The sequence below is a fragment of the Candidatus Anoxymicrobium japonicum genome (genome assembly GCA_002843005.1).
Taxonomy (GTDB): domain Bacteria; phylum Actinomycetota; class Geothermincolia; order Fen-727; family Anoxymicrobiaceae; genus Anoxymicrobium; species Anoxymicrobium japonicum.
This window is the reverse complement of the sequence record PHEX01000004.1, coordinates 24,592-40,789: the sequence shown is the minus strand read 5'-3', so window position 1 is coordinate 40,789 and position 16,198 is coordinate 24,592. Positions and strand designations below refer to the sequence as shown.

The window sequence follows — 16,198 nt, the reverse complement described above, 5'->3', positions numbered from 1 at the left end:
TGAAGTTGTTACCAGCCACGGAACTGTATCAGGTTCTCCTTGTCTATCTTGCCTATCTCGAGACCCTTCATCGCCTCACCCAGACCCCGTGATACTTCCGCGATCACTTTAGCGTCCTCGAAGTGCGTGGTTGCCCGCACGATGGCCTTCGCGCGTTTTGCCGGATCCTCCGATTTGAAGATGCCCGAGCCTACAAAAACGCCGTCAGCGTCCAACTGCATCATCAAAGCGGCGTCCGCGGGAGTCGCGATCCCTCCGGCGGAGAAATTTACCACCGGCAACTTGCCCGTTCGCGCGACCTCGATCACCAACTCGTACGGCGCCTGGAGATCCTTCGCTGCGCTCATGAGCGCCTCTGACGGAAGCGTCGCAAGCCTCGCGACCTCACTGGTAATAGCGCGCATATGGCGAACCGCCTCGACGACGTTGCCGGTTCCAGCTTCGCCCTTGGTACGAACCATTGCCGCGCCCTCGCCGATACGGCGGAGCGCTTCCCCCAGGTTGATCGCGCCACACACAAAAGGAACCTTGAATTTCCACTTGTCCACGTGATGCGCCTCGTCGGCGGGTGTGAGAACCTCGCTCTCGTCTATGTAATCTACTCCCATAGCCTCGAGCGTCTGCGCCTCGACAAAATGACCAATGCGGCACTTCGCCATGACAGGTATCGTCACGGCTTCTATTATCCCCTGGATCACGTTTGGATCCGCCATGCGCGCAACACCGCCATCCGCCCTTATGTCGGCCGGCACGCGCTCGAGCGCCATGACCGCGACGGCCCCGGCATCCTCGGCGATCTTCGCGTGCTCGACGGTGGTGACGTCCATGATGACGCCTCCCTTGAGCATCTCCGCGAGGCCTCTCTTTACCGCGTCCGTACCTTTTTCGACACCACTTTCCATGATTCACCTTTATCTGTACGCATCAGTGTATCAGCCAACAATGTCATAATATCCAATAGCGTGTGTTATCTGCAACGCGAAAACGCAACAAAGGGGCCTGACCCCTACTGTTGCGTTTTTAGTTGAAGGTGACTTGTTTTGTTGTCGGAACCAGCTCGATCCAGGTCGTTCCAGGCTTGAAGCGGATCACCTTGCCGGAGTTGTCGGTGTATGCAGTGTGATCGGCGCGCGACAACTTCCGCCAGTTCGCGTCTATCAAAGCGCCACGGACAAATACCTGCGCGCGGCCGCTGCCGACGATCCCCAGGTTTGACATGTCGGCGCCGCGTGAATCCACCAGCCCGGAAGGCGTGGTCGTCACGTACTGAACGATCACATTATCGGCCGCAAGCTGGCTACCCGTGTTCCTGTCTATATGAGGCACGCCCTTTACCAGCCGCATGAACCTGCCGGATGTTGAATCATAAGCGTAATCGACGGCGCAGATCGACAGGTAAGGTATGTGGATATTTTGAACAACTGTCATTGAAGGCTTGTACTCCGGTGAAGGGTTTGCCGCGTTCGCCGCCGAGCGCCTTATTTCATCGGCCCTGTCCCGCTCCATCTTCGCCTGTTCCTCATCCGCAAAAAATCTGAAAGGAGAAATCGCGTTTTCCTCATACGGACAAAGAGTGTCGCCCGCCTCTCTAAGCCTTGCGGTCGTGCTGTAGAGATTGTGTGGCGCGCGTCTATCGCTTGAACGCCAGTATGCGCCCGGATACGCGAACTGATCGAGATCGGCAATACCTGATTGCTTGACCATGGCCAGTACCGGAGGGCTGCCCCCGCAGTGACAAAAAAGCGCATCATACGGGAACGTGATATCCAGATCCGCCGGTCGCGCGCTTCGGACGGGCCCGGCGGCGGATGCGTCCCTGTCAAGGAAGATAGCCAGGAATCTCGTTATTCCACCTTCGCACTCCTCCTCGTAGATGACACACGCGCTGCCGAGACCTGATTGCGGGCGCGCCGCCGGATCATTTTCTATCTTGATAGCGACCGGACGGCGCTGGATGAAGATAGGATCGACGGGCGTCAGGCCACAGAGCGGACATTTAGCGAGCCTGGGCTTTGTCGCCCGCGCGCCCTTTTTCTTAAGAGACTTGTCGTTCTTGTGGAACCACGAACAGCCGCCGGCAAAGACAAGCGCGGCCAACAGCACCGCTATGATGATTGCCCTGCTACGAGAGTTCATGATCCATCCAATAAATGCAACAGGGGTCAGTATTGAGACCTGACCCCTGTTGCACTGGTTTCCTGAAAGTTGCCTGCCATCCGGTTTAGCCGCGCGACGCGCTCCTCGATTGGCGGATGGGTGTCGAACATCCTGTTCATGCGGCTGCCCTTGCCGCTTCTGAGATTCAGCGGCTGCGCTATATACAGGTGCGCCATGGCCTTATTGGCTCTGCGCATACGATGGTCATCCCCGCCTATCTTCTCGAGTGCGGAGCTGAGCCCCAACGGATACCTTGTCAGAAGCGCCCCGTTGGCGTCCGCCAGAAACTCTCGCTTCCTGCCGATAGCGAGCTTGATGAGCTGCGCGATTATCGGCGCGATAATGGCAAGCGCTATGCCAATGACTATCAGTATGAGCCCGGCTTCGCCGCTGTCACTGTCACTGTCGTTATCGGAAAACCAGAACGTCCTCAAGAAAATATCCGAGAGCATTACCACGATACCGACAAGCACGATTGTCATGGAAAGAAAAAGTATGTCGTAATTCTTCACGTGTGACATCTCGTGAGCGATTACGCCCTCCAGCTCCTGATCGTTCATCATGTCGAGCAAGCCGGTAGTCGCGGCAATCGCCGAGTTTTGCGGGTTGCGTCCCGTCGCAAACGCGTTGGGCGCGACGTCGTCTATCACGTAGATACGCGGTGTCGGAACCCCTGCGGCAATGGCAATGCCCTCGACGGTATTCCGGTACCTTATGAATTGCGGGTCATCCCCTATCGGCCGCGCGCCCGACACTGATAACGCCACACTGTCGCTCTTATAGTAGCTGGCGAACCCCATGCCAATAGCGACGATCCCCGCGACTCCAAGCCCGACGAAGCCAAACACCGGGTGTGTTGTGCCTCCCCACGCAAGCCCGATAACGTAACCCATCCCCACCACAAAAACGATGAAAAGAAACAGCATCAGAAAAGATTTCCACTTGTTGGAAGATATCGCTTCGTACAACTCTTAGTGCTCCTCCACCGATATAACCCGCCCTGAAATACCTGACGTCTTTTCTAGAAATCGACTTTCGGAACCTCTTTGTATCCGGGCGTCTCGGGTTCGAAGTATTCACGCGGCTCATTGAAGCGGAAAATACCCGCGATCACGTTTGCCGGAAACTTCTGGCGCGCGATATCGTACGCCATCACCGAGTCGTTGTAGAACTGCCTGGCATAAGAAATCTTGTTCTCCGTCCCGGAGAGCTCCTCTTGAAGAGCGAGAAAGTTCTGATTCGCCTTCAGTTCCGGATAAGCCTCCGCAACCGCGAACAGTGACTTGAGAGCCTCTGAAACCATGCCTTCGGCCTTAGCGCTCTCACCGACGCTGCCCGCGCTCATCAGAGCGGAGCGCGCCTTGGTGACCATCTCAAAGGTGCTCTTCTCGTGAGCGGCATAACCTTTCACCGTCTCCACGAGGTTTGGAATCAGATCCGCCCTTCGATTCAACTGGACGTCTATCTGATGCCACGCGTTATCCAGCCTGTTGCGGTACCGCACCAGCTTGTTGAACAGCAGGATGATGCCACCGACGAACAGGACGACCAGCGCGACAACTGCTATTATCCCCCACATAAAAACCTCCTCTAAGTTAATTTCAACATTATAATACAACAAATCGCTTAACTTTGGGGTCAGGTTTTTTTAAAGTCAATCGTCCGTCCAGAGGGGTCTGACAACGTCTACCTTTACTGCGTAGAGGTAGACGGTGCCTGACCCCTCTTAAACTTTAAAAAGACCTGACCCCAAAGTTAAGCGGAATAGATTCGCTCCAGGCGTTCGGCGAGGCGCTCCCAGGAAAACTGGCGCACACCCTCGAGCCCGGCCTCTCGCAGTTTCGCGCGCAAGGCGTCGTCTTGCAGTATGTTGACAGTAACCCGGGCAAGATCCCGCGAGTCCCCGTTCTTGAACAGCAGGCCCCCGGGCGCCTGTTTGACAACTTCGCTGTAACCCGGTATGTCGGACGCCACCACCGGCGTCCCGGACGCCATCGACTCGATCAGCACGATGCCAAAACTCTCGCCGCCATGCGCGGGCGAACAAAAGATGTCGGAGGACGCGTAATGCGCCTGCAACTCTTCGTTATTGACATAGCCAAGAACAGTGACCCGATCGCGCAACCCGTGAGGCAAAGAGCGCCGGACGCCTTCTGAAGTAAATCCGGCGCCAATCACCGACAGCCGGCAGGTGGGAACCTCATCGCAAATGAGAGGAAACGCCTCGAGCAGTGTGTCCAATCCCTTCCTGGGCTCATTACGTCCGATGAACAGTATCTCGCGATCGCCACCGCGTGACTTCGCGACGTCGGTACGTGGATTGAAACGTGACATGTCCACACCATTCGGAACTATCTCGTACTCTCCCGGCATGTAACGCGAAGCCGTCAGGCGCGCGGGCTCTGAGACGGCAATGCGGAAGTCAAGGCGCTCGATTCGCCTGCGAAACAGAGCGCTCCCCAACCGGTAGGCAATCGAGGCGCTCTCGCGTCCAGCGTGAAAAGTCCCTCCAACTTTGCACCTGGCGGCGCGGACGGCTGAGGTTGAAACCATTGGGACAAGCGGCTCGTGCACGTGCGCCACGTCGAAGCTTTCCGACAGAAGAGCCTGGCAGACCCGCCGCCTGGTTCCTGGCGCCACTGCGACATGGGCTATCGAGCCGTTGGCCCGGAGCGCGAGCGAGCGCCCCGCGCTGATGAAGCGCGCGCCATCTACGGCAGTTCCCTCGTCCGGCGCGATCACCACAACCTCGTGCCCGCGAACGGCCATCTGCCGCGCAAGACCCTCGATATGGTTATTGACACCACCGGGATAAGCCCATGAATACGGCGACACAATCGCTATCTTCACAGCTCCACCTCCATGCGCATGTATGAAAAATCAGATATCATGAAGAACATGACAGCCATCTTTCAGTTTATAATAAGGCTCGACAGATCCATGTTCCACTTTCTCAACTCCATCGCGGGTAGGAACTCATGGCTCGACTGGCTCATCCGCGTCGGCTCGGACGACCACATAGTGATGATAGTTCTCACCCTGCTGACACTCGCCACGCTTCTTATAGCAAAAAACCACCAGGGAAGGGAAGTGGCCTTCCGATCGATCATCTGCGCGCTCATGGCCGCGATCGCGTCGATGATTATCCTTTTCGCGCTCAACAACCTGTTCTTCAGACCCCGGCCTTTTACGACTCAGACGGTCCACATGCTTTTCTACCATAACACCGACTCGGCGTTCCCTTCCAACGCCGCGACACTGGCATTCGCCCTCGCATTCGGCGTGTTCGCGCACTGGCGAAAGCCCGGCGCCGTCATGCTGGCGATGGCCGCATACATTGGTTTTGCGAGAATCACCTCGGGCATCCACTACCCGCTGGACATCGTCGGAGGCCTGCTGCTGGGACTGGGGAGCGTACTGGCAGTCAAAGCCGCCGAGCCCATCTACGCCCCAACCGCCAGATGGCTCAACTCCGGCGCCGACCGGCTTCTCGCGTCATGGAAAACACCCGCGCGCGTCGAGCGCGAAAGAAGCGTGGACGTTTGACCAGGCTCATTCACTTCCGTGGCGACTTTGCGGGGATGTTCCTCTTTCTTCTGGCTCTCCTCATCGGGCTGTGGCAGATCGTGGTCGCCTGGAAACACCTGAACAGCCTTTCGGTCACAGGCTACCCCGACAGGAGATGGGCGAGCTACACCCTCGGCGCCACTATCATCATCGCCTCATGCGCCTGGTACTTCTCAGGCAAAGGGCACTTCGCATCCCCCGACCTCGAGGGCGTCGAGACGTTGCTCGTGCTGGCGCTGGCGCTCGCGGGCGCTACGATTGTCCAGTGCGTCATGGCGAAACTCGCCGGGCTGGCGCGCGCCCTGATTCAACGATCCCGCGACGCTCGCGCGGCAGACTGACGTCCTGAATGCGATAGCCGACGCGCTCGAGTAGGATAAAGCGTCAGTCACTTTCCACTTTTCTCATCCACCTCGCTTATCAAGGGCGAGGGGGTTCAGCGGTCGGATGGCCAGGCTGGCATGAACATGTGCCATTGCGTGGGATCCTCGCGGATCAGAACCTCGAGGTTTCCGGCAATCTGCTGCATCGTCGCCTGAACGATCTCTTCTCTGTCGCCGGATCCGTCGACGTAGATCGGATCCAGTACACGACCCGACCACCTGTTGCCCTTCAGGTTTCTTACGGCAGCACAGAATATCGGCGAGCCGCTTCGCATCGCCAGCACGGCGGGCCCAGGCGGCAGTGTAGTTTGCTCACCAAAGAACTCCACCGGTACACCACTGCCCTTCAAATCCCTATCGCAAAGCAGGGCGATTGCCGCTCCTTTTTTCAAAACCTCCACCAGTTTGTCCCTGGTCTCAGATCTGCGATCGTACGGGAAGATCTCTACGCCGACATCGGCCCTCAACCGGCAAAACATATCGAAAAGCTCCGGGGGCTTGAGCGCCTCGGCGACCGCGACAAGCGGGCCGAGGCTGGACACATATACGGCGCCTACCTCCCACGAGCCGTAATGTGGCAACACAAATATTGCGCCCTTGCCACCGGCCATTACCTCCTCGAGAGCTGTCACGTTTATCGTGTCGAAACGCTCGAGCACATAATCGCGGGTTCTGGTAGGCAGCCAGATGACGTCCACCCAGTAGTCAGCGTAGGAACGGCACGCGCGACAAGCGGCGCGCTTCACCGCGGCACTGGTGGCATCCGGCCCCAGCACACGCCTCATGTTCCTCAAAACCAGACGCCTCTTGCGCGGAAACACGTAAAAGTAAACAACGCCGCAGGCGCGGGCGACAGCGCGCGTCAACCCGATTGGTAGAGCGGAAACCACCTTTTCCCCGAGCACGAACATGTAATAAACGATCTTCATTTATCAATCTTCTTCCACACTTCGACAAATCGCGCTATAAACGTTTCAACCATGAGCGCCACAACTATCCAGAGAACGCTCCGCAACACCCATGGCGACAGCCCGTTGAAAAAGAATCCCACGCTGAGCGCGATAAACCTTGGCGCCCTGGCCATCAAGCCGGCCCTGCAGGTCACCCCAAGCGTTTCAGCCCTGGATCGCGTGTAGCTTATAAGGAAGGAAACCACGAGCATCACCAACACAAGACCGACATAGACGCCTTCGTCACAGCGAAGATAAAACGCCGCGACACCGAGGTAGACCGCGGAGTCGCTGATACGGTCAAGCAGGGAATCCAGGAAAGAGCCAAAAACTGACACACGGTCCAGTTTTTTTGCGACGTAGCCGTCGGCAATGTCCAGCACGCCGGAAATCACAAAAAGCGCCGCGCCCAACAGCACGTGCCCGGTAGCAATGAAATAACCGCACGCCATGGCAAAGCACATGCTCAATACCGTGATCATGTTGGGCGAAATCCCCGACGAGGAAAAAGCCCACAGAACCGGGTGAAAAAACCACTCGCCGAACCGGCGCAAGCCTTTTTCTCTTTCCTGCCCGCGCGTCAACTCTTCGCTTGAAGGACAACCCACCAGCATCACTCCCGTATTTCCCAAATCTCTTTCAAAATCTCGCGCGCCTCATCCGCGCGATCCTCGGGAACTATCACCCCGTGTATTCCCCCGATCCCAAAATAAGGAAACACAAACAGTCTGTTCATGATTACCGGAATACCAGTTTCTTTGAGCGCGCCCTCGAGCATACCCGCGGCAATCTGGTTGGGCGCGCTTGCCACTTCGACCCAACCACAGGGGACATTACCGCGCTTCCCGAAGAGCCCGCTCAACAGCGACCGCCGCTTCTCCAACAGGCACATCCCTTCTCTCGCCGGTGTATCGCATCTTGAGCTCCACATCGCCCGAGGCCGGGAGCTTCTTTCCTGTGATCAACTGGATCGGGAGCCCGATGAGGTCGGCGTCGTTAAATTTAATCCCCGGGCTTACATCGCGGTCGTCGATGAGAGTCTCGATTCCACGACGCGAAAGCTCAACCTCGATCTCCCGGGCCGCATCGCGCTGAGCGCCGCCCGTGGTCTCTATGACGATGATCTCCACCGGCATGGGAGCGACCGCTCTGGGCCACTTGATGCCACCTTCGTCGTGATGCTGTTCGACAATTGTCTGCAACATTCTCGAGGTTCCAATGCCGTAAGTGCCCATGACAATAGGCTTTGCGCGCCCATCGGTGTCTGTGAAGCCGGCATCGAGAACCTCGCTGTACTTAAGCCCCAGTTTGAAGATATGCCCTATCTCGATACCGCGCGCTATCACGAGTTCACTTCCACACGCCACGCAAAGATCGCCATCCACCACTCCCGCGACATCCGCGAGTGGCGCCGTCGTAAAGTCCCGACCTTCCTCAGCGCCACGAAGATGATAGTCCACCCTGTTCGCGCCGGTTACAAGACCGCAAGCGCCTTTGACCTCCACGTCAAACAGCGCGCGCGCGCCGGCAAGCCCGACAGGGCCGGTGAAGCCGGGCGTTATCGCTGGATAAAGGCCGCGCTCATCATCCCTCATGACGTGAAAATTGTCGACGCCAAGCGCGCGGGCAAGTTTGGGCTCTGAGACATCGCGGTAACCGGGGACAAACACCGCGAGCGCCTCGCCCTCCACAACATAGAGCACGCACTTGAGAACCGAATCCGGTGTCACATCGAGGAACGCCGAGAGTTCGCTGATTGATACCATTCCAGGAGTGTGCGCCTCCTCCACAGGCGCGGGCGCTCCACCGAACTCGCGCGCGGGCTTGTGACGCTCCAGCTCACCGTTAGCGCCATAATTGCAACCGGGGCAGTAAACAAGGATATCCTCTCCGACCTCGGACACAACCATGAATTCGTGTGATACTTTGCCGCCTATAAGCCCCGTCGAGGCCTCGACTACACATATCTCGAGCGAACAACGATCCGCGATCCGGAGGTACGCGACCCGCATCGCCTCGTACATAGACTCGAGGTCTTCCTCGCATGTGTGAAAACTGTAAGCGTCCATCATGCGGAACTCGCGCCCGCGAAGCAAACCGAACCTGGGCCTCATTTCATCGCGAAACTTGGTTTGTATCTGGTAAAGGTTGACGGGCAGCTCGCGGTACGACGGCGCGCCGCGGGCGACCGTCATGGTCATGAGTTCCTCGGCGGTAGGCCCAAGGCAAAACTCGCGGCCCTGGCGGTCCGTGAGCCTCATCATCTCGGGGCCGTACGCGTGCCAGCGGCCGCTGCGCATCCAGGGGTCGCTCGGATGAAGAAATGGAAGCGCCACCTCGAGAGCGCCCGCGGAGTTCATCTCCTCGCGAACGATTTCCTCTATCTTCTGAAGGGCGCGGGCGCCAAGCGGCAGGAGCGTGTAGATACCGGACGCGAACGACCTCATCATCCCCGCGCGAAGCAGCAGTTCGTGGCTCGTCACCTCCGCTTCCGCCGGCTTTTCCTTTAACGTCGGGACGGTCACTCGCGATATTTTCAAACTCCGTTATCCTCTCACTCTTCACTTCTGCTTATCGCCCGGGCAGGCCACCGCATCCAACGCCAGTTTCTTGACCTCGGCGACCAGTTCCTCCATCATCTCCTCGGATGCTACCTTGCGTATCATTTCACCTCGAACGAAAAGCAACCCGCTTTCCTTGCCGCCCGCAATACCGATATCAGCCTCGCGCGCTTCCCCCGGGCCATTGACCGCGCACCCCATGACTGCAACGCGAAGCGGCGCGCGGATCCCCTCCAGTGCCTGTTCGACTCCCATCGCCAGAGTTATCACGTCAATCTCGGCGCGGGCGCAAGTGGGGCATGATATCACTTGCGGACCGATTTCCGCCAGGCCGAGCGAGCCCAGTATCTTGCGTCCTACGCGCGCCTCCTCGACAGGCGACGCGGTGAGCGAAACACGTATGGTGTCTCCAATGCCCTGTGCAAGTAGCGCTCCAATGGCAACCGCGCTCTTCACCGTGCCCGAGGAGAGCGTGCCGGCTTCAGTCAACCCGATGTGAAGCGGCCAATCGGTGCGCTCGGAAACCATGCGATACGCGTCAATCGTGCGCGGGACATCGGAGGCTTTAACTGAAATCTTCAGATTCTCTACGCCCGCTTCCTCCATCACATGAGCCCCCGCGAGCGCGCTTTCGGCAAGGACGGACGCCGCGGGCGTAACGCCTTCGACCTGTCGGCGCCTCTCCAGAGATCCGGCGTTGACGCCGACCCTGACTGCCACTCCACGCCTGGCGGCTTCTTTTCCGATCTCCTTTACCCTCTCCTTTTTTGCGATAGTTCCAGGGTTGATGCGAATGCCATGCACTCCCTGCTCCATCACAAATAAGGCAAGCTGCCAATCGAAGTGGAGGTCGGCGATGATTGGCATCCTTGTTCCGGCGATGATGGCTGGCAACGCTTCCGCCGCCCGAGCGTCCGGCACTGCGACCCTGACAATCTGGCAACCGGCGTTCTCCAACTCGCGTATCTGCGCCACTGTCGCGGCAACATCGCCCGTGTCGGTATTAGTCATGGATTGAACACTCACCGGGGCGCCGCCTCCTACAGGCACATCCCCCACCATTATGCGTTTTGTCTTTTTTCTCTCGATCATCCGCCCTCCATTAATTGGGGTCAGGCACCGTCTACCTTTCCGTCTACCGCTGCGCGTCGCGCAACACTGTGGTCAGGCCCCAACGCAACACCTGGGGTCAGGCACCGTCTACCTCTACTGGCACAGACAGTGACGTCACCTTCTAATTACTTGAACGGGTTGCGCAACGGATTGAAGATGTCCAGAAGCGCAAGCCGCAGAGCGATCAGCGATAAAACGACGATAACAGCCCAGGCGACAGGAACGATCTTGCGCACATCAATTTTCTTTTTCAAAAGTTTTTCAATCACGATCACCATCAGGTGGCCGCCGTCAAACGGTGGCAACGGCGCAAGATTGAATATCGCCAGAAACAAAAACAGTTGAGCAATTATGTAGATAAAGACAGATGCCCCCTGCCCCGCCGCCTGGAACGTGAGCTGCGTGGCGCCGACAACGCTCCTGGGGCCATCCTGGCTCCTCGGAACAACGCCGACCAGCATCTTCGCGGTTTTTGCGGAGAACAGCGAACAAAGCCCCTTGACGAGCGCGACCGCCACCTGGCCGATCGTTTTTGAGGCCTGTCCTATAGCGGCAATCGGGTTCGACTTTCGGACGGCGGTACTCGCGGTATCCGCGCGTACCCCGAGAATGCCCCTGCCATTCACATTCAGAAGCGTTGCGACAGCCGTTCGCTTCTCCGCGAGGCGCTCGTATTGCAGCACAACATGTTTTCCGGGCCGCTCTGAGATTAGATTTACCATATCGGACCAGTCGCGCGCCGCATGCCCGTCAACCGACTTAATGAGATCTCCCTTGCGCAAGCCCGCAATATAACCAGGGCCAGGCGTCTTTTGACCGGCGCGTACCTCGACCGTCTTCTGAACCTCTTCGATCTTTCCCGTCAACACGGTATAGCCGATGGGCCAGAAGAGAAGGAAAAAAAGCAAAAACGCGATGAGTGTATGCACAAACGAACCCGCTACAATCACTATCGCGCGCTTCCACGCCGGGGCTTTGTAGTAAGAGCGGGGAAGATCCTCGGGCGGAATCTCCTCGTCCGGGTTCATCCCGAGTATTTTCACGGAGCCCCCCGCCAGAAACCACTTGAGGGAGTAGCGCGTCTCGCCACGGTCAAACCCAGCGATCTCCGGGCCAAAGCCGATAGAAAACTGCTGAACCTTGATCCCCACGGCTTTCGCGGCAAAGTAGTGCCCCAGTTCGTGTGTCAATATCATGAACGCTATGAAAAAAACAGCGACTATTGCCCAGAAAACCATCAAACCTTGTTCTCCAATTCCTTAATTACATCCAGCGCAAGCCGCCTCGAGCGCGCTTCAGCGTCTTCTATCTCATCGAGCGTCTTACCCTCGAGCGGCTCATGCCGCTCAAGCGCGTCGCCAACCACACACGCGATTCCCTTAAAACCAATACGCCGCGAGAGAAACGCCGCGACCGCCTCTTCGTTTGCGGCGTTCATAGCCGCGGGGTAAGTTCCACCACTCTTCCCCGCGTCATAAGCGAGACGCAGCAACGGAAAACGAACTGTGTCAACTTTCTCAAATGACAGATTCCCATACTCCGTGAGAGAAAGGAAGTCCGCCGGCGACGGCGCCCTCATGGGATATGTAAACGCGTACTGTACCGGTATCCGCATATCGGGCACGCCCATGTGCGCCAGCACTGAGCCGTCAACCATCTCAACCATCGAGTGGATGACGCTCTGCGGGTGAATCAGCACGTCAATATCTTCCAGCGCGATTTTGAAGAGATGGTGCGCCTCGAGAACCTCGAGCCCCTTGTTCATGAGCGTCGCGGAGTCAATTGTCACCTTCGGGCCCATGTTCCACGTAGGGTGAACCAGCGCCTCCTCAGGCGTCACCTCATCGAGCGAACCCGAAGATCTGGCGCGAAAAGGCCCTCCCGAGGCTGTCAGCACGATATGCCGAACCCCCTCGCGATCCTCACCTTGCAGGCACTGAAATATCGCCGAATGTTCGCTGTCAACCGGTATTATTCTCGCGCCTGACGCCCGCGCGGCGTCGAGCACAAGCGCGCCTCCGGCTACCAGGCTCTCCTTGTTGGCAAGCGCGAGTGTCGTGCCTTTGTCGAGGACGGCCAGCGTGGGCGCGAGTCCCGCCGAGCCCACGATCGAGTTCAACACCAGGTCGTGCTTCCCTGACTCGACCAGCTCCACCACTCCTTGAGGCCCCGCGAGCAGCTCAACACCTATCTCGCGAAAAACGCCCGCGAATCTGGTTGCGGCGTCCGGGGAGGAAAGCGCCGCGCGCCGCGCGCCGAGGACGCGCGCCTGTTCAGCCATGAGCTCGCCGTTGGAATGGGCAGCCAGAGCGGTGACCGTGATAGTGCCGTGAAGTCGCCGCGCGACTTCAACCGCCTGTGTGCCGATAGACCCTGTTGAACCGAGGATAGCGACTGTTTTCAAGTTACCACCGTGTCATTGCTATTTGATAACGAAGTAGAAAAGGAAGTAGAAAACGGCCGGCGCCGTGAATATAGTCGAGTCGAACCGATCCATGATACCCCCGTGGCCGGGGATGACAGCGCCCATGTCTTTGACTCCGTAATCGCGCTTCATGAGCGACTCCGCGATGTCTCCTAGTGGCCCCAGTATCACCACCAGCGCCCCGATTGCCAGTGCGACACCGTACGAGAACCAGACAAACTCCTTGTTTCCAACGATAACCGTAATAATGAACCTGAACAGCACCGACGCCGCCATCACGCCGATTGCGCCGGCAATAGTTCCCTCCCAGCTCTTCTTCGGGCTGATGTCCGGCACCATCTTGTGATATCCGATCTTGCGGCCGACGGCCCACGCGCAGATATCGTAAACCCAGATGAGCGCGATCATGAACAGAAGTATCCACCAGCCTCTGTTGGGGTGCGCCGCGTGCTTGCAGGCGAAGTCCCTTATGAGAACAAGGTAGCTCAGGCAAAAACCCGAAAGGAGGGGCGCAAACACCGTAAGCGCTACTGCCTTGGTCGGTTTCACGTGGCGCAGCACGAACACGTACCATATGAAACTCAAGAATATAAGACTGATCGTAACGTAGCCGAAGCTCTCTACAGGCTTGTAATGCGCCAGCAGCACATAAGCGATCGAGCCTCCTATGCCCAGCACAGCCGCCGTAGGCGTCGCCTGGCCTTTCGACTCGAACATGCTGAAAAGCTCGACCGATCCTATGACCGCTGCCGCCGCCACCACGAAAGTGAACGGCACGGCGCCCCACACCAGCGCTCCAAGAAAAACAACGCCGAAAAGCAACGCGCCAACAATCCTGTGAGAGAAGCCGTCTTCGATCGATCTTCTTCGCGCTCGCGTTCTCTTCATTTTTCTCCCTTTGCGCCTACGCCAGGGGTCAGGCACCGTCTACTTTTACTGCGTAGGGGGGTCTGGCAACGTCTACCGCTTTAGCGGTAGACGGTGCCTGACCACTGGTTGCGGTAGACGGAGCGGTAGACGTTGCCAGACCCCTGAATCATATTTCCATGAGTTCCTTGATCTTTTTCTCTGTGAGTTCGTCGATCTCTTTGATGTGTTTATCTGTAAACTTCTGCATCTCGTCAATGCCGCGATGCAGGTCGTCCTCGGTGGCCCCGCCTTTCTTCTCCTCCTTGCGGAGCGCCTCAATCGCGTCCCGGCGCACGTTGCGCACGGCAACCCGGCCTTCCTCCGCCCGCGTCTTTACGAGCTTGCCCAATTCCTTCCGGCGCTCCTCGGTCAACTGAGGGATCGGCACTCTGATGACATGGCCATCGTCCGACGGGACAAACCCAAGATCCGACTGCGTGATAGCTTTCTCGATTTCAGCGATAGCGGTTCTGTCGTACGGCTGAATTACGAGCAGCCTCGCTTCCTGCGCGCTCACAGTGGCGATCTGATTGAGCGGCGTCATCGTGCCGTAGTAGCTCACGCTCAACCGCTCGAGCAGATGCGGGCTGGCGCGCCCGGTTCGCACAGAGCCGAACTCAGCGGCCGTAGCCTCAACCGCCTTTGCGAACTTTCTTTCTGCCTCTTTCATGATGACATCCGTCTGAACCACCTCCAGCGCTGTTTATCCGACCACACAACTGTGCCAACGTCATCGCCCAACAGAAGACGCCTCAAATTGCCGTGATTGAACAGATTGAACACGATTATCGGCAGATTATTGTCCATGCACAGACTAATCGCGGTCGCGTCCATGACCTCGAGCTCCCGGTTGAGAACCTCGAGATAGCTCAACGTCTGAAACATGACAGCTTCAGGAAACTTGACCGGATCACGGTCGTATACCCCTTCCACCTTGGTCGCCTTGAGTATAGCCTCCGCGCCGATCTCCAGCGCGCGCAACGCGGCGGCCGTGTCAGTTGAAAAATACGGGTTTCCGGTGCCACCGGCGAAAATAACAATTCGCCCTTTCTCGAGGTGACGCAATGCTCGTCGCCGTATAAGTGGCTCAGCAACCTCCTGCATGGTGATCGCTGTCTGTACTCTCGTGTACACTCCCTCTTTTTCAAGGGCATCCTGAAGCGCCAGGGCGTTCATGACCGTAGCCATCATTCCCATAAAATCCGCGGTCGCCCTGTCAATCCCCCGCGCGCTCGCGGCGCCGCCCCTGAATATATTGCCGCCGCCGACGACAAGGGCAAGTTGTATCCCTGTCGATTGAACCTCGGCAAGCTCCTCAGCTACAGACCTGACGGTTTTGATATCAATACCGTACCCGAGAGTGGAATCCATGAAAGCTTCGCCGGATAGTTTGACAAGCACTCTCTTGAAAGCGGGCGCGTGGGACGTGAGCGGCGTTCTTCTGTCGAGATTCAGCCCGCTGTCAGACGTTTCGCCCGGCTCATCCAACCGCTTTCTCCTTGTTCTCGCCAACCTGATAGCGAATAAACCTTCGTATTTCTATCTTCTCCCCCATCTTTGCCGCCGAGCGCGCGACAAGTTCCCCGACCGTCAACGAAGGATCTTTGACGAAAGGTTGCTCCAGCAAACACACGTCTCCGTAAAACTTTTCGAGCATACCGTTGATTATCCTGTCCCAGACCTTCTCGGGCTTGCCATCGGCCTCGCATCTCGCGCGGTAGATCGCCAGTTCGGACTCCACCACCCCGGCGGGAACCGTCTCCCTGTCAAGGTACGCCGGGTTGACAGCGGCTATCTGTATCGCGACAAGGTGCGCCAGTTTTTGAAACTCCTCGTTTCGCGCCACAAAATCCGTCTCACAATTGACCTCCACCAGAACGCCGATCTGCTGACCCAGGTGAATGTAAGACTCGACAATACCTTGTTCCGCGGTCTTCTCCTGACGCTTTTTCGCGCTTGCGAGCCCCTGCTCTCTCAAAAACCGAACCGCCTTCTCGATGTCGCCACTCGTTTCAGCGAGCGCCTTCTTGCAATCCATTATGCCAACGCCGGTCCTGGCGCGAAGATCCTTGACCTGTCCTGCTTTTATCTCACCTTCAGCCATCGTTTATCTCCTGCTCTTTTTTGACTTTT

General features: G+C 57.7%; 18 protein-coding genes. 2 read left to right on the top strand and 16 right to left on the bottom strand.

Going from position 1 to position 16,198, the window contains the following annotated elements:
• Positions 1 to 8: 8 nt before the first annotated feature.
• The 5 genes from CVT63_00780 to CVT63_00760 all read right to left on the bottom strand — a co-directional run bounded on the left by CVT63_00780 (position 9) and on the right by CVT63_00760 (position 5,007).
• The gene (locus CVT63_00780) at positions 9 to 902 is read right to left on the bottom strand and encodes a pyridoxal 5'-phosphate synthase lyase subunit PdxS (protein PKQ28837.1); all 894 of its coding nucleotides are present in this window, start codon (positions 900 to 902) and stop codon (positions 9 to 11) included.
• A gap of 118 nt (positions 903 to 1,020) precedes the next feature.
• Entirely contained in the window at positions 1,021 to 2,136 is a 1,116-nt protein-coding gene (locus CVT63_00775; GenBank protein ID PKQ28836.1) for a hypothetical protein, read from the bottom strand.
• 26 nt (positions 2,137 to 2,162) lie between these two features.
• Positions 2,163 to 3,125, bottom strand: coding sequence for a zinc metalloprotease HtpX (locus tag CVT63_00770; protein ID PKQ28835.1), 963 nt, complete (start codon positions 3,123 to 3,125; stop codon positions 2,163 to 2,165).
• Between the two features lie 53 nt (positions 3,126 to 3,178).
• Positions 3,179 to 3,736 carry a hypothetical protein gene (locus CVT63_00765; protein ID PKQ28834.1) on the bottom strand — a complete coding sequence of 186 codons (558 nt, stop codon included), beginning with the start codon at positions 3,734 to 3,736 and terminating at the stop codon, positions 3,179 to 3,181.
• Positions 3,737 to 3,912: 176 nt separating this feature from the next.
• Positions 3,913 to 5,007: a hypothetical protein gene (locus CVT63_00760; protein PKQ28833.1), complete on the bottom strand. Its 1,095-nt coding sequence runs from the start codon at positions 5,005 to 5,007 to the stop codon at positions 3,913 to 3,915.
• A 12-nt stretch (positions 5,008 to 5,019) separates the two neighbouring features.
• Between CVT63_00760 and CVT63_00755 the strand changes: the two genes are divergently transcribed.
• The gene (locus CVT63_00755; protein ID PKQ28832.1) at positions 5,020 to 5,703 is read left to right on the top strand and encodes a hypothetical protein; all 684 of its coding nucleotides are present in this window, start codon (positions 5,020 to 5,022) and stop codon (positions 5,701 to 5,703) included.
• Positions 5,700 to 6,065 (top strand): hypothetical protein, encoded by a 366-nt coding sequence (locus CVT63_00750; GenBank protein ID PKQ28831.1) that lies wholly within the window; start codon positions 5,700 to 5,702, stop codon positions 6,063 to 6,065. Before CVT63_00755 ends, CVT63_00750 begins: the two co-directional genes overlap by 4 nt.
• Before the next feature lie 95 nt (positions 6,066 to 6,160).
• Here CVT63_00750 and CVT63_00745 read toward each other — a convergent pair whose 3' ends face one another.
• The 11 genes from CVT63_00745 to tsf all read right to left on the bottom strand — a co-directional run bounded on the left by CVT63_00745 (position 6,161) and on the right by tsf (position 16,169).
• The gene (locus tag CVT63_00745; GenBank protein PKQ28830.1) at positions 6,161 to 7,036 is read right to left on the bottom strand and encodes a phosphatidylinositol mannoside acyltransferase; all 876 of its coding nucleotides are present in this window, start codon (positions 7,034 to 7,036) and stop codon (positions 6,161 to 6,163) included.
• Positions 7,033 to 7,671, bottom strand: coding sequence for a hypothetical protein (locus tag CVT63_00740; protein ID PKQ28829.1), 639 nt, complete (start codon positions 7,669 to 7,671; stop codon positions 7,033 to 7,035). Before CVT63_00740 ends, CVT63_00745 begins: the two co-directional genes overlap by 4 nt.
• Positions 7,671 to 7,988, bottom strand: a complete 318-nt coding sequence (locus tag CVT63_00735; GenBank protein PKQ28828.1) for a hypothetical protein — start codon at positions 7,986 to 7,988, stop codon at positions 7,671 to 7,673. Before CVT63_00735 ends, CVT63_00740 begins: the two co-directional genes overlap by 1 nt.
• Positions 7,891 to 9,597 carry a proline--tRNA ligase gene (locus CVT63_00730; protein PKQ28827.1) on the bottom strand — a complete coding sequence of 569 codons (1,707 nt, stop codon included), beginning with the start codon at positions 9,595 to 9,597 and terminating at the stop codon, positions 7,891 to 7,893. The genes CVT63_00735 and CVT63_00730 overlap by 98 nt, the downstream gene beginning before the upstream one ends.
• A 21-nt stretch (positions 9,598 to 9,618) precedes the next feature.
• The gene (locus tag CVT63_00725; GenBank protein ID PKQ28826.1) at positions 9,619 to 10,710 is read right to left on the bottom strand and encodes a 4-hydroxy-3-methylbut-2-en-1-yl diphosphate synthase; all 1,092 of its coding nucleotides are present in this window, start codon (positions 10,708 to 10,710) and stop codon (positions 9,619 to 9,621) included.
• 146 nt (positions 10,711 to 10,856) lie between these two features.
• Entirely contained in the window at positions 10,857 to 11,969 is a 1,113-nt protein-coding gene (locus CVT63_00720; protein PKQ28825.1) for a hypothetical protein, read from the bottom strand.
• Positions 11,969 to 13,135 (bottom strand): 1-deoxy-D-xylulose-5-phosphate reductoisomerase, encoded by a 1,167-nt coding sequence (locus CVT63_00715; protein PKQ28824.1) that lies wholly within the window; start codon positions 13,133 to 13,135, stop codon positions 11,969 to 11,971. Before CVT63_00715 ends, CVT63_00720 begins: the two co-directional genes overlap by 1 nt.
• Positions 13,136 to 13,153: 18 nt before the next feature.
• Positions 13,154 to 14,044, bottom strand: coding sequence for a hypothetical protein (locus CVT63_00710; protein ID PKQ28823.1), 891 nt, complete (start codon positions 14,042 to 14,044; stop codon positions 13,154 to 13,156).
• A 148-nt stretch (positions 14,045 to 14,192) separates the two neighbouring features.
• The gene (locus CVT63_00705; protein ID PKQ28859.1) at positions 14,193 to 14,735 is read right to left on the bottom strand and encodes a ribosome recycling factor; all 543 of its coding nucleotides are present in this window, start codon (positions 14,733 to 14,735) and stop codon (positions 14,193 to 14,195) included.
• Positions 14,732 to 15,520 (bottom strand): UMP kinase, encoded by a 789-nt coding sequence (locus CVT63_00700; GenBank protein ID PKQ28858.1) that lies wholly within the window; start codon positions 15,518 to 15,520, stop codon positions 14,732 to 14,734. The genes CVT63_00705 and CVT63_00700 overlap by 4 nt, the downstream gene beginning before the upstream one ends.
• A 25-nt stretch (positions 15,521 to 15,545) precedes the next feature.
• Positions 15,546 to 16,169: a translation elongation factor Ts gene (gene tsf / locus CVT63_00695; protein ID PKQ28822.1), complete on the bottom strand. Its 624-nt coding sequence runs from the start codon at positions 16,167 to 16,169 to the stop codon at positions 15,546 to 15,548.
• Positions 16,170 to 16,198: the final 29 nt, after the last annotated feature.

What these genes read in the sequence shown, in the direction of transcription:
- CVT63_00780 (PKQ28837.1), bottom strand. Translation starts at nt 902, where the DNA reads ATGGAAAGTGGTGTCGAAAAAGGTACGGACGCGGTAAAGAGAGGCCTC.
- CVT63_00775 (PKQ28836.1), bottom strand. Translation starts at nt 2,136, where the DNA reads ATGAACTCTCGTAGCAGGGCAATCATCATAGCGGTGCTGTTGGCCGCG.
- CVT63_00765 (PKQ28834.1), bottom strand. Translation starts at nt 3,736, where the DNA reads ATGTGGGGGATAATAGCAGTTGTCGCGCTGGTCGTCCTGTTCGTCGGT.
- CVT63_00755 (PKQ28832.1), top strand. Translation starts at nt 5,020, where the DNA reads ATGCGCATGTATGAAAAATCAGATATCATGAAGAACATGACAGCCATC.
- CVT63_00745 (PKQ28830.1), bottom strand. Translation starts at nt 7,036, where the DNA reads ATGAAGATCGTTTATTACATGTTCGTGCTCGGGGAAAAGGTGGTTTCC.
- CVT63_00740 (PKQ28829.1), bottom strand. Translation starts at nt 7,671, where the DNA reads ATGCTGGTGGGTTGTCCTTCAAGCGAAGAGTTGACGCGCGGGCAGGAA.
- CVT63_00735 (PKQ28828.1), bottom strand. Translation starts at nt 7,988, where the DNA reads ATGTGGAGCTCAAGATGCGATACACCGGCGAGAGAAGGGATGTGCCTG.
- CVT63_00725 (PKQ28826.1), bottom strand. Translation starts at nt 10,710, where the DNA reads ATGATCGAGAGAAAAAAGACAAAACGCATAATGGTGGGGGATGTGCCT.
- CVT63_00720 (PKQ28825.1), bottom strand. Translation starts at nt 11,969, where the DNA reads ATGGTTTTCTGGGCAATAGTCGCTGTTTTTTTCATAGCGTTCATGATA.
- CVT63_00710 (PKQ28823.1), bottom strand. Translation starts at nt 14,044, where the DNA reads ATGAAGAGAACGCGAGCGCGAAGAAGATCGATCGAAGACGGCTTCTCT.
- CVT63_00705 (PKQ28859.1), bottom strand. Translation starts at nt 14,735, where the DNA reads ATGAAAGAGGCAGAAAGAAAGTTCGCAAAGGCGGTTGAGGCTACGGCC.
- tsf (PKQ28822.1), bottom strand. Translation starts at nt 16,169, where the DNA reads ATGGCTGAAGGTGAGATAAAAGCAGGACAGGTCAAGGATCTTCGCGCC.